A 12813-nucleotide genomic window follows, 5' to 3' on the forward strand; every position below is an offset into this window, starting at 1 on the left:
GATCCGAGAGGATCCTTTTTTATTAAATAGCTTTTCTATTGTCATACGAGCGGGTATCGATTAATTTATAGTAAGGGTCAATTCCAACTTCCGTTGGTTTCTCGTCCACAATAATCGTAAAATCGTTCTCAATATCAGTAATTTTTACTTTTTGCAGGTAGAGTACTTGCTCTTTGCTCTTTGCTTCTTTTGATTGGGCAAAAACACCTACCTCAACATAATCTGCCAAAGGAAGCGATTCGATCTTTGACTTTTTATCAGCAGTGAATGCCAATGGTTGTTCTCCTTGATCTGCATAATGCTTATCTCCCGTATCTCCTGCTCTATATTTGCTGACATACGCTTTGATTTTCACTTCGTATTTTCCATCTGGCAGTTCCTTTGTTTCTACTTGATCGACGTAATTATCATAGAGTGTTATGGTTTCAAACATATCTTTAACCATATACTGTAATGAATCTGGTGTTGCTGCTTTGATGTCTTCGACCAATTCAGCTGAAATCGTATAAGGGGCTTCTTGGAAAGCTACTTTTTTGACATAGTCTTTCAATACTCCATTTAATACGGTGTCACCTAAATAATCACTTAGAGTATAAAACACTAAGGATCCTTTATTATAGTGAATGTACTGTTGATTTTCGTTATACATCAACGGTTTTTCTTTTTTTCGCTCTCTTGAACGTCCTCCTAAATACCCATCTAAAGCATCTTTTAAGAAGCGTTGCATTTGTCCTTTTCCGTATTCTTTTTCCAATACTTTCAACGAGCTGTATTCAGATAAACTTTCTGACAGCATTGTAGCACCTTGCACATTGGCTCCAATCACTTGATGTGCCCACCACTGATGCGCTACCTCATGTGCCGTTACGGAAAACGGGTAATCTACAGCATTTTCATCCGTATCATCTACCTTAGCAACAAAACCGATGGTTTCAGAAAAAGGAATGGTGTTGGCAAACGACTGGGCAAACGTTCCCATTGTTAAAGGAAACTCGATAATGCGGACTTGTTTGTGTTGGTATGGACTAAAGGCATTCGAGTAATAATCCAACGATTTTTTAACACTGGAAATCATGCGATCAATATTATACTCGTGTCCTTTGTGGTAGTAAATCTCAATGTTAATTCCCTGCCATTTATCGCGTTTCACTTCATAACGTGCGGAATTATACGCATAGAAATTCAACATTTTTTGATCCATCTTATAGTGGAAATAACGGCGATTCCCTTCCGTCCATTCTTTTTGCAAATAACCTGGTGCAATGGCAATTTGATCTGCTGAAGTACTTACTGTGGTTTCAAATTGAATCCAATCAGCATCATTGCTAATGTATGTATTTTGCAAAGCGCGTTGGTCTGTTTGTTCCGCCATACGCTCTTTAGGAGGTAAATCGTATTTTTTTCGGATTTCATCATCGCTAATTTCACCTCGATCAGCATACCCTAAAGAAGGAAAAGAACTGCTGTTTAAGAATGTTCCGTTATTTAACACAGGTGATTGTGATCGGATAGCCGTATTAGGTTTGTTCTCTACAACAAATTCCATCATTCTCATTTCTCCTTTTTGCATGGGTTGGTTGAAGCGATAAAAACTAAATCCCAAAATAGTATCCGTTGACAAGAAAGTGGCTCCTTCTACAACTATCGTATTTTTATACTCAGGCCTAAAAGCAACCAAAAGTGTATCTAAGACTTGTTGCGTCTTATTTTCTAAAATATAGGTTCCCCTTGCTTGAAAATCATTGCGTTCGGGATGTAGGTCTAAATCTATCTTTACATCTACAATGCGTGGTTGTGCTAAATTTTGATATTTTTTATATGTTTTTTCATAGTCTACTTGGAGGAGTTCCTCGTCTTTTGATGAATGAAACACATTTAATACTGTATTTTCATAGTACAAATACGCACCTAAGCTGATAAAAGTGGCAAAGCAAAGGATTGTGGGTACCACTACAATCGCTTTGGATCGTTTTTTCGCATAATAGAAACGCTCTTTGAATCCACTAAATACCCCTCTTCTCCAAAACAATAGCGTTAATCCACTAATCCCTGCTACAAATAACAACCAATAGAGCGCGAAGATAATAAATCGACCGAATTTGGCACTTGATCCAAAGCCATCCATGTCAGAATACGTAGGCGTAGGGATCGAATTAAAGAAGAAAATAGGCTGTTCAATTCCAATGGAGCCGATAGCAGGCCATCCCATTTGCAAAACGAGTAAAGCAAAGAAACCAACGATATAGTTCTTAAAGAACGTTTGTACAGCTAATGCCATCAAGGCCCAAATAATAAATTCAATCCAACCGTATCCCAATAAACTCTGCAAGTACAAACCAATTTCGAACTGAAAATAGCCATTGTAGATTTGAATTCCGATACTCGTCAAGATAATCACGAAGAACAGCATCAACTGCATAACCAACAAGGCGAAAAACTTAGAGGTAAACAACACCCAATTAGAGATTGCAGTTGAATCTACCAATAAATTCATGCGTGTATTTTCTCCTCTATGTACAAGTAGTCCTGCCCCTAAGAAGGTCATCATCAAAATAAAGAAGGTAAAGGTGGCCCCTGGGATCATTAGCATTTGACGGGTCAAAGGATATGTTGGTGTACCATACATCATCATAGAAAAACTAGCCACCAAGATCATAAACATAATTCCTACACCAATGAGAATCCAAAACACGCGATTGCGCGCCAAAAATTTAAAGTCCATTTTAGCAAAGGCCAAAACATTGCTCCAACTTGTTTTTAGTGAAAAATCGTAGTTTACTTTTGGCAGCTCAATCTTAAAGATTCCACCAAAATTATTTTTAACCAAACGCTCACCTTTATCTTTTCTTTTCCATGAAAAAGTAGCAGGTTGTTGGGCGAATTTGAATACACTTCCCAAAACGATCAATGAGGCTAGCGAAACACCTAACCACAACAAACGATTGATGATATAGTATTTTTCTAGTGGCAAATTACGGGTATTCATTTCTTCTATACTCCAATACTGTGTATAGTAATGTAGGGCTTGCCCGCCGTTAGGATCGAGTAAAGCACCTAATTCTCTATAGTCTACATCTGCAGCAACACTATTGACGATTCCCTGTAGGATCATAATGATAATAATCGTTACGAATCCTGCATAAATACTACGGCTAAGGGTTACAACAGTAAAAATTATCGCCCCCATAAAGAGCATATTGGGAATTAAATTAAAGAGGTAGACCTGAATATAATTCCACCATAAATTGGGTCCTAGCAACTCAGGGGTTGCCCAAGGCACAAGGGTTGCCAAATAGCTACCGATCCCCATCATCACACTGATTGACAGCGTAACGAGAAAAGAACTGGTAAATTTACCTGTTAAATACTGCCATTTGGAAAACGGATACGAATAGAGAATATGGTGTACATTGTATTTATAATCACGGTAGATTGACATACCTATAATAGACGGAAATAAAAAATACAGCAGCATATTGAACGAGTTCAACATGGAATTGAGCAGATAGGCAGAATTCATTTGCAACAGCGAAGCGGAGGTATTTCGAACGGCATCAAAAACCCCAATGGTCGACATCATCGAAAAGAAGCTCATTGCAAAAAAGATCGCTAGGTATAGATAAAACACCCAGCTCTTAAACCAGCGTTTAAGTTCAAAAGTAAAAACTGTTCCGAACATCTTTTAATCGTTTTTTAATGCAACAAAATAAACATCTTCTAGCGTTGGTTTCACTAATTCAAAACCTTCATTTGCTAATGAATCCGTCGCATGAACGCGAATTTTAAGGCGGTTCTCTTGGTTGTATTTTCCAGATAAAACACACAATTGTTGGTATTGCTCCAAGTCTTCTCTATTGATCTCTTTCATCCAAACTTGTCCTTCTAATTTTTGTTCTGCTTCTTTGGGCGTACTTCTTTCCAAGAGATGTCCACCATTAAGAATGGCCATTTCGTGACATAGTTCATTGACATCATCGACAATATGCGTTGAGAAAATCACAATGTTGTTTGTGCCAATTTCGCGCAATACGTTCAAGAAGCGATGGCGTTCTGCGGGATCTAATCCTGCAGTAGGCTCGTCAACGATGATTAACTTCGGATCGTTCAACAACAATTGAGCAATTCCAAATCGCTGTTTCATTCCACCAGAGTAACCACTTACACTTTTGCGTCTCACCTCGTATAAATTGGTCACCTCCAACACACGAGTCACAATTTCACGTCGTTGTGCGGCATTGGATATTCCTTTCAAGCGAGCAAAATAATCCAATAAATCCAGCGCAGACATATTGGGATACACGCCAAAGTCTTGTGGTAAGTACCCTAATACCTTTCTAAATTCATTTTGTTGTTCTAGAATATTGATATCTCCGAATCGGATTGTTCCTGTATCTGGTTTTTGTAAGGTAGCTATTGTTCGCATCAAAGTTGACTTTCCCGCACCATTCGGACCTAAAAGGCCAAACATACCGGGTTCAATTTCAATCGATAAATCATCCAATGCCTTTACCCCATTTTTATAGGTCTTACTTAAATTTTCAATAACTAATTTCATACTTCTATTTTTTGATTTACTCTATAAGTATACGATTTTCTTTATTTGTTACATAAATAGTGTAGATTATGGTATTTGATATAAAAATCCGTTACTTTTTCACGTTTTATACGCATTATTTTCTTGTATAAACTATAGCTTACCTTGTAATTTACGTCAATTAAAACATTATTTTTGCTGTACTTTTTAGCACTATGATGATATCATCTTACTTTTCGTATAAAACACTCAAGGAGATTAACTTTAAAAATGAGATTCTCGCAGGCTTAACTGTAGCAATGACGATGATTCCCGAATCCTTATCTTTTGCGATTTTGGCGGGACTAAGTCCACTAACGGGTTTGTATGCAGCATTTTTAATGGGCCTCATTACGGCTATTTTTGGTGGAAGACCGGGTATGGTTTCTGGAGGTGCGGGAGCAACAGTTGTCGTTCTAATTGCCCTAGCTTCCCTTCATGGCGTAGAATACCTCTTTGCTGCAGTAATTGTTGCGGGTATTATTCAATTTTTAGTGGGAGTATGTAAATTAGGACGATTTGTTCGGCTTATTCCTCAGCCTGTCATGTACGGTTTTTTAAATGGCTTAGCTGTTATTATCTTTATGGCTCAAGTCACTCAATTCCAAATCACTACGCCTAATTCAACCACGTGGTTAACGGGAACATCGCTTTATCTCATGTTGGGATTAACGGCTTTAACTATTGCTATTGTTTGGTTATTTCCCAAATGGACAAAAAAAGTTCCCTCCTCCTTAGTCGCGATTATTTGTATTTCGTTGCTTGTCTTTTTTTTGCAGTTGGATACGAAGAAAGTCATTGACATTGCGGAAGTAAGTGGGTCTTTGCCTCAGTTTCATCTGCCTGTTGTTCCCTTTACTTTGGAAACGCTGAAGATCATCCTTCCTTTTTCGGTTGTTATGGCTGGCGTAGGTTTAATTGAATCGCTATTGACGCTCAATATTGTGGATGAATTAACCAATACCAAAGGAAACAGTAACAGAGAAGCCATGGCACAGGGAGGTGCAAATATTGTCAATGGTTTTTTTGGTGGAATGGGAGGCTGTGCCATGATTGCACAAACACTAGTCAATATAGGTGCTGGTGCCAAAACGAGAATAGCAGCTATCCTTGGAGCCTTAACTATTTTGTGCATTATTTTATTTGGCGGCACAATTATTGAACAAATTCCCATGGCTGCACTTGTAGGGGTGATGATGGTTGTTGCGCTTTCAACCTTTGAATGGGTTTCCTTTCGTCTCATTACCAAGATGCCAGTCTCTGATATTTTTACGTTATTTCTCGTTACGGGTATTATTGTTTTTACACACAATTTAGCTTTAGCTGTGTTGGTAGGAGTCATTGTATCTGCTTTAATTTTTGCTTGGGACAACGCCAAACGCATTCGAGCCAGAAAATCATGGGACGAACAAGGAAATAAAATTTATGAGATCTATGGTCCTTTATTCTTTGGAAGTACAACCTCTTTTGCAGAAAAATTTATTCCACAAGAGGATCCAAATTGCATCATTATTGATTTTAAAGAATCTCATATTGCTGATATGTCCGCATTGGAAATACTCAAAAAAGTCATCGTCAAATACCAAGAATTGAATAAAAAGGTCGTTTTGCGAAATCTTCGAGCGGACAGCCTTCGTTTAATTCACAACAGCAAAGCCTTTCAAGAAATTGAAATAGAATCAAATCCCCTGCAAGAAGAATTGCAGTAAGACCTATTTTTATCAATAAGAAAGCACACTTTTTAGTTGATAAAAATAATCTTTTGTTCAAATAGATCACAAAAAGAGAATAATACACTTTTTTAACAACTTTTAAAAGCTTATTCGTTTTTTATTTATTTTTTTTACCTACATTTGTTTAATCTTTAAACTAAAAAACACAATAAAATAGAAGGCTTTTCGTGTAATTACATCGAAAGGAAAAGTAAAAAGTCCAACTAGTTTAGACTATCTCGACTTCTTTCTGATAACCCCTTAATCTGAAAGTAAAAAGGCTGTTTTGATTCAAAACAGCCTTTTCTTTTATTACTTGATGTAGTTTATTTCATTCTTTGGTTCGCTCTCATCGAGAAATCCCTGTTGTTGCATCCATTCATCACTATAAATCTTACTCATATAGCGAGATCCGTGATCTGGGAATAACATAACCACCACACTATGTTCATCAAACATTCCTTGTGCCGCATACAAGCGAGTTGCTTGTAGTACTGCTCCAGAGGTATAGCCTAAAAATAATCCTTCCGTACGAGCTAATTCTCTTGCAACTAAAGCTGAATCTTTATCTGTTACTTTCACAAACTGATCAATAACGGAAAAATCCGTAGCAGAGGGGATTAAATTTTTCCCTAGTCCTTCAATTTTATAAGGAGCGATTTCATTGGGATCTAATTCACCTGTTTCGTGGTATTTTTTTAGTACAGATCCATATGCATCCACACCCAATACTTTAATATTTGGGTTTTTCTCTTTCAGGTAACGTGCAGTTCCCGAGATGGTTCCTCCCGTTCCTGAACAACATACAAAATGAGTGATTTGTCCTTTGGTTTGTTCCCAAATTTCAGGTCCTGTTGACAAATAATGTGCTTCTGTATTTAACGCATTGAAATATTGGTTAATATAGATTGACCCAGGGGTTTCTTGGTGTACGCGTTTCGCCACTTCGTAATACGAACGCGGATCATCTGCTGCTACATTTGCTGGACAAACATATACCTTCGCTCCCATAGCTCTTAGCATATCAATCTTATCAGGCGAAGATTTATCGCTAACGGAAAGAATACATTTATATCCTTTGATTGCACTAATCATCGCAATACTAAATCCTGTATTTCCCGAAGTCGTTTCTACGATTGTTCCACCAGGTTTTAGTATTCCCTTTTTCTCAGCTGTTTCAATAATATGCAGTGCAATTCGATCTTTTGCCGATTGCCCTGCATTAAAAGCTTCTACTTTTCCATAAAAATGTCCTGCCAATGAAGCAGTAACCTTCTCTAATTTCACTAGAGGCGTTTGTCCTACAAGTGAAATCACATTATCAAAAGCTTGGATTTCTTGTTTCATTTTTCAATTTATTTTTACTGCATTTAGAACAGCATGCATTCTAAACAAAGGTATGAATTAATTCGTTTTTATTCGTATTGGATACCTTCGAGGTCAAACATGAAAGCAAACTCTTTAGCCACTTCTTTTAGCGACTCGAAGCGCCCTGAAGCTCCTCCATGTCCAGTATCCATATTGATGTCAAAAAACAACTGCTTGTCATTGGTTTTCATAGCTCGCAATTTGGCTACCCATTTCGCAGGCTCCCAATATTGCACTTGTGAATCGTGTAATCCTGTTGAGATATACATATTTGGATAAGCTTGTGCTTTTACATTGTCGTAGGGAGAATAGGATAACATATAGTCATAATATTCCTTTTCATTTGGATTTCCCCATTCGTCATATTCTCCTGTTGTCAACGGAATACTGTCGTCCAACATTGTTGTGACTACATCGACAAAAGGAACTTGTGCGATTACCCCTTGATATAAATCAGGGCGTTCGTTAGCGATTACCCCCATCAACATTCCTCCAGCAGAACCTCCTTCAGCAAATAGGTGTTTATTGGAGGTGTACCCTTGTTCAATCACGTATTCCGAACAAGCAATAAAATCGGTAAATGTATTTTTTTTTACTAATAATTTACCGTCTTCGTACCAATCGCGTCCCATATCTTCTCCTCCGCGAACGTGAGCGATAGCATAAACAAAACCGCGATCCAATAAGCTCAAACGCGTAGTTGAGAAATAAGGTTCCATGGTAATCCCATAGGATCCATACGCATACAACAAAAAAGGATTCGATCCATTGCGTTCCATTCCTTTTCGATACACCATCGAAATCGGTACTTTCACCCCATCTTTGGCTGTAGCCCAAATTCGCTCCTCGCTATAGTTGTTTTTATCAAAGTCACCCAATACTTCTTGTTCTTTCAAGATTTCTTTTTCTTGGGTACGCATATTAAAATCAATCACAGAAGAAGGCGTATTCAACGATTGATAAACAAATCTAAACTTTTCAGTCTCGAAATCAGCATTAATCTGTGCTTGTGCGTTATAGGTTTCGCTCTCAAAAGGTAAATAGTACGCTTGTTCACCTTCTTTCCACGGTTGGATTTTAATATGAGGCAATCCATTTGATCGCTCTGAAATGACCAAATAATCCTTAAAAATATCCACTCCTTCCAACAGCACATCCTCGCGGTGTGGGATTAATTCTTCCCAATGTGCACTTGATGTTTGTGTTTCTGGACAAGACATTAATTTAAAGTTATCGGCATCATCCTTATTGGTCAAGATATAAAAGCGATCGCCATAATGAGAAATCCCATATTCTACGCCTCTTTCTCTTTTTTGAAAAATTCTAAATTCACCTGTCGGATTGTTCGCTTCTACAATGCGATATTCGCTTGTCAGCGTACTTTCACTTCCGATAACCAAATACTTTCTCGATTTTTCTTTGTAGATAAAGGTGTCGAATGTATCATCTTTCTCGTGATATACTAAGACATCCTCTGCTAAAGAAGTTCCGATAACATGGCTGTAAATTTTATCTGAACGCAGGGTTACGGCATCTTTACGGGAATAAAAAAGCGTACGATTGTCACTTGCCCAAGTAGAAGCTCCCGTTGTATTGCTAATAGCTAAGTCTAGTACTTCTCCAGTTATCAAGTTTTTAACGTGAAGGGTATATTCCCTTCTAGAAACCGTATCCACGCCATAAGCAACCCATTGGTTGTCTTCTGATACTGTAATTCCCCTCAAGTGAAAGTATGCATAAGGAGCAGCCATCTCATTACAGTCGAACATAATTTCTTCTGCTGCCTCTAGACTTCCCTTTTTACGCGAGTGAATTGGATAATCTTTTCCTTGTTCAAAACGAGTAATGTAGTAATACCCATTATAAAAATAAGGCACTGAAGAATCGTCTTCTTTGATGCGATTTTTCATCTCGTGGAACAAAGCTTCTTGTAGGGGTTTCGTATGTTGAGTAGCGGCTTGATAATAGGCTTTTTCTTCGTTTAAGTAGGCCAATACTTCTTTATCTTCTCTGTCATTCAACCAAAAGTAATGGTCTACTCGGGTATGCTGGTGCGCGGTTAGTTCATGCGCTATTTTTTTTGCTACTGGAGCTTGAATAGATTCGTTCATTTTTTTTATTTAAAGTACAAAAATACTAGTTTTTAATGGGCTTCCCCAAGATTTCACTGCTTAGTTTTCTCGGTACAATTAGTGCTGTTTTACAATTTTGCTTGTAGGTTTTTCTTGGTTTCCTTCAACCATTCTTCTCTTAGCAGACCAAAAACGGCACTATCTCTTCTAGTGCCATCGGTTCTGATTTTGTTTTTTCGCAAAACCCCTTCTAACGTACACCCCAAACTTTTGATAGCCGCTAAACTTCGTTTATTTTCATGATCTGCTTCAAACTCTACACGTTCAAATTGAGCTTTTTCAAATAAAAATTCAAACAGCAGATACTTGCAGTTTTTATTGACACCTGTTCCTTGAGCAGATTTACCATACCACGTATAGCCAATCGCACTTACTTTATTGCGTAAATCCATGCGATAGTAACGTGTGGAGCCGACAATTTTATTTTGTTTTTTATCCCATACCACAAATGCATAGCCTTGTTTCTCCTTTCGCATGGCCAAAGCCGCTTTGATATAGAGGATCATATTTTCATTAGTCGTAGGTTTATCCGAAGAATAGTGCCAGATATCCGATTCATGCAACGCATAATACAGCAAATCTGCAGCATATTTTTCACTTAAAGGAATCAGTTTAACGCGATCATTTTCTAAAACATACTCTTGGGCAAAGTCAAAAGACGGAAGCGTTGAAGTTTTGGACATCACAGACGATGCAGGGTGTGACTGAGATTGAGACATAATTTAGCGTGTTGTTTGGACGATTGTATTTGTTTTCATCGTTATATAGCGTATTCAAATATATTCATACTTTTTGGGGGATGAATATATTTTTAACAGCATCCTAACAAAAAAAGAGATAGGGTCTAGCCTATCTCTTTTGTATATTTAGTTTACTTCTTTTATTTTTTCTTTGAATTGTGCAACTGTGTTTTCAAATGCATCGCGTAATTCGGCGGGAATAATCCCTTCTTCTGTGGAGAAATTCTCGTGAAATTTAGGTAATGCGAAGGTTTCTACTATATTTCCTCCGAAAGCGGGAAAGATAGTTTTAGCGATATTCAATGAATTTTGTGCGCCATATCCACCAGGTGAAGTAGACAACAACAACATCGGTTTATTTTGCAGTAGTTTCAAGTCCAATCGCGAACACCAATCAAATAAGTTTTTAAATGCTGTCGTCCAATTGCGATTGTGCTCTGCCATGGAACAAATCAATACATCCGCTTCTTTCAATTTGGCTAAAAAAGCTTTTACCGCTTCTGGGCAATTTTCTTTTTCACAATCCACGGAAAAAACAGGAACTATAAAATCATTTAAATCGACCAATTCAACCTCATCTTCTTGAAAAAAACCCAACGCATAAGCAGCTAATCTTTTGTTGATGGATGTGGAAGAAATACTTGCTCCAAATCCGATTACTTTTTTTTTCTTTTCCATTCTCTTTTTTTTATAGTTTATCATAGGCAGGAAAACGGGGATGAACCAATCTCTTCCATTCGGGATGTTTTTTAATATAAGCAAAAACCAAGGGACAATAAGGCATCACCATTTTATTATGCGCTTCGATGAACAGCAGTGTTTTTTCAATCAAAGCTGTTGCAACACCACGTCCTGCAAGAGCCTCTGGACTTTCCGTATGAATCAGATGCATGCGTTCTCCATCTTCTTTATAATCAATAAAAGCGGTATGTCCGTCAACTGTTAATTCAAATCTATTAGTTGCCGTATTCTGTTGTACAGCTAAAGCTAAAAACTCTTCTTTCATATTTTTAGTATTTATGAATCGTATACCACCAAAAATACGCATTATAAAAATGACAATCCTTAATGTACATTAATTTTCAGTTCTAGTGAGTATAAAATTTATTTGGTCTTCCCTTACTTTTGACATAAAACTTGAAAAGATTATACTATTTTTGTCCCAGAAAATTTTAATGTATATATTATGTTTGGCGATTTGATGGGAATGATGGGTAAATTACAAGAAACCCAAGCTAAAATTGAAGAGACGAAAAAGAGATTAGATACTATTCTAATTGATGACAAGAGTAATGATGAATTGCTTCACGTTACGTTAACGGCAAACAGAACTATTCGTTCTATCTCTATTGCTGATGAATTAATGGAGGATAAAGAACAATTAGAAGATTACCTTGTTATGGTATTGAATAGAGCGATTGAAAAAGCAACAACTATTCACGAAGCAGAATTAGCTGCGGCAGCTAAAGATGGTATGCCTAATATTCCTGGTTTAGATTTATTTAAATAGTATATGATAAGAAAATATTTAGGTGCAGTTCTAGTAATTACTTCCCTTTTTGCTGCGTGTGGCAAAGACACAAAAGGCACTGAAAACTTAACAATTACGGGAAAGGTTGACGGTTTAAAACAGGGAAAAGTTTTTCTATACCACGTACAAGACACGACATTTGTTGTACTTGATTCTCTGGTTGTTGATGGTAAATCGGCAGATTTTACGTTTAAACACCACTTAGAATCACCAGAAATGTTGTTTTTATCTTTGGATCGTGGACACAGTAGTTCCATAGACAATCAACTGGGATTTTTCGCAGAACCGGGTACGATGACTATTGAAACAACATTAAAAAACTTTTATAAGGATGCGAAAGTAAGTGGATCACAAAGCAATGATCTATACAATGAATATTTAAAATCGAGAACGTTGATTACTGATCGTCAAAATGATTTGTATGTGGCCCTTTTCGAAGCTCAAAAAACAAATAATGCAGCGAGCTTAGACAGCTTACAAAATGTAAACAAGAAGCTAACGGGACGTTTGTTTTTAAATGCAATCAACTTTGCTTTAAACAATAAAAACTCTGACGTAGCGCCTTATATTGCTCTTACAGAGCTTTATGACCGCAACATCAAATACTTGGACACCATTTATAACTCTTTATCTCCTGAGATAGTAAATCACAAATACGGAAAGAGTTTGAATGAATTCATCCAAGAAAGAAAAAAAGAAGAAGCGAAAGCAAACGAATAATTGTAAATTGTCCTTTTAATCCAAAAGGACAATTTTT

Annotated in this window: 10 protein-coding genes; 3 read left to right on the forward strand and 7 right to left on the reverse strand. The window is 37.1% G+C overall.

All coding sequences use genetic code 11. The features are described 5' to 3' along the window. Positions 1 to 22: 22 nt before the first annotated feature. On the reverse strand, positions 23 to 3679 hold the full coding sequence (locus ACPDHL_RS06775) for a M1 family aminopeptidase (protein WP_430532028.1): 3657 nt from the start codon (positions 3677 to 3679) through the stop codon (positions 23 to 25). A 3-nt stretch (positions 3680 to 3682) separates the two neighbouring features. Continuing rightward, a complete protein-coding gene (locus ACPDHL_RS06780; RefSeq protein ID WP_430532029.1) occupies positions 3683 to 4555 on the reverse strand; it encodes an ABC transporter ATP-binding protein in 873 nt (290 codons plus the stop codon). 197 nt (positions 4556 to 4752) lie between these two features. Here ACPDHL_RS06780 and ACPDHL_RS06785 point away from each other — a divergent pair, with 197 nt between their 5' ends. Further along, complete coding sequence (locus tag ACPDHL_RS06785) at positions 4753 to 6282, forward strand: SulP family inorganic anion transporter (protein WP_430532067.1); 1530 nt, start codon at positions 4753 to 4755, stop codon at positions 6280 to 6282. A 315-nt stretch (positions 6283 to 6597) separates the two neighbouring features. Here ACPDHL_RS06785 and ACPDHL_RS06790 read toward each other — a convergent pair whose 3' ends face one another. From ACPDHL_RS06790 to ACPDHL_RS06810, 5 genes are all read right to left on the reverse strand, one after another. After that, positions 6598 to 7632 (reverse strand): PLP-dependent cysteine synthase family protein, encoded by a 1035-nt coding sequence (locus tag ACPDHL_RS06790; protein ID WP_430532030.1) that lies wholly within the window; start codon positions 7630 to 7632, stop codon positions 6598 to 6600. A 68-nt stretch (positions 7633 to 7700) separates the two neighbouring features. Continuing rightward, positions 7701 to 9764, reverse strand: a complete 2064-nt coding sequence (locus ACPDHL_RS06795) for a S9 family peptidase (protein ID WP_430532031.1) — start codon at positions 9762 to 9764, stop codon at positions 7701 to 7703. An 89-nt stretch (positions 9765 to 9853) separates the two neighbouring features. Beyond that, a complete protein-coding gene (locus ACPDHL_RS06800) occupies positions 9854 to 10504 on the reverse strand; it encodes a GNAT family N-acetyltransferase (protein WP_430532032.1) in 651 nt (216 codons plus the stop codon). 147 nt (positions 10505 to 10651) lie between these two features. Next, entirely contained in the window at positions 10652 to 11203 is a 552-nt protein-coding gene (locus ACPDHL_RS06805; RefSeq protein ID WP_430532033.1) for an NADPH-dependent FMN reductase, read from the reverse strand. Between the two features lie 10 nt (positions 11204 to 11213). Continuing rightward, positions 11214 to 11531, reverse strand: coding sequence for a GNAT family N-acetyltransferase (locus tag ACPDHL_RS06810; RefSeq protein WP_430532034.1), 318 nt, complete (start codon positions 11529 to 11531; stop codon positions 11214 to 11216). 180 nt (positions 11532 to 11711) lie between these two features. On the opposite strand from ACPDHL_RS06810, the gene ACPDHL_RS06815 reads away from it, so the two are divergent. After that, a complete protein-coding gene (locus ACPDHL_RS06815) occupies positions 11712 to 12035 on the forward strand; it encodes a YbaB/EbfC family nucleoid-associated protein (RefSeq protein ID WP_430532035.1) in 324 nt (107 codons plus the stop codon). Between the two features lie 3 nt (positions 12036 to 12038). Continuing rightward, complete coding sequence (locus tag ACPDHL_RS06820; protein WP_430532036.1) at positions 12039 to 12776, forward strand: DUF4369 domain-containing protein; 738 nt, start codon at positions 12039 to 12041, stop codon at positions 12774 to 12776. Positions 12777 to 12813: the final 37 nt, after the last annotated feature.

It is taken from the genome of Myroides sp. C15-4 (genome assembly GCF_050522745.1).
Classification (GTDB): domain Bacteria; phylum Bacteroidota; class Bacteroidia; order Flavobacteriales; family Flavobacteriaceae; genus Flavobacterium.

What these genes read in the sequence shown, in the direction of transcription:
- ACPDHL_RS06795 (WP_430532031.1), bottom strand. Translation starts at nt 9,764, where the DNA reads ATGAACGAATCTATTCAAGCTCCAGTAGCAAAAAAAATAGCGCATGAA.
- ACPDHL_RS06790 (WP_430532030.1), bottom strand. Translation starts at nt 7,632, where the DNA reads ATGAAACAAGAAATCCAAGCTTTTGATAATGTGATTTCACTTGTAGGA.
- ACPDHL_RS06785 (WP_430532067.1), top strand. Translation starts at nt 4,753, where the DNA reads ATGATATCATCTTACTTTTCGTATAAAACACTCAAGGAGATTAACTTT.
- ACPDHL_RS06800 (WP_430532032.1), bottom strand. Translation starts at nt 10,504, where the DNA reads ATGTCTCAATCTCAGTCACACCCTGCATCGTCTGTGATGTCCAAAACT.
- ACPDHL_RS06815 (WP_430532035.1), top strand. Translation starts at nt 11,712, where the DNA reads ATGTTTGGCGATTTGATGGGAATGATGGGTAAATTACAAGAAACCCAA.
- ACPDHL_RS06805 (WP_430532033.1), bottom strand. Translation starts at nt 11,203, where the DNA reads ATGGAAAAGAAAAAAAAAGTAATCGGATTTGGAGCAAGTATTTCTTCC.
- ACPDHL_RS06780 (WP_430532029.1), bottom strand. Translation starts at nt 4,555, where the DNA reads ATGAAATTAGTTATTGAAAATTTAAGTAAGACCTATAAAAATGGGGTA.
- ACPDHL_RS06820 (WP_430532036.1), top strand. Translation starts at nt 12,039, where the DNA reads ATGATAAGAAAATATTTAGGTGCAGTTCTAGTAATTACTTCCCTTTTT.
- ACPDHL_RS06775 (WP_430532028.1), bottom strand. Translation starts at nt 3,679, where the DNA reads ATGTTCGGAACAGTTTTTACTTTTGAACTTAAACGCTGGTTTAAGAGC.
- ACPDHL_RS06810 (WP_430532034.1), bottom strand. Translation starts at nt 11,531, where the DNA reads ATGAAAGAAGAGTTTTTAGCTTTAGCTGTACAACAGAATACGGCAACT.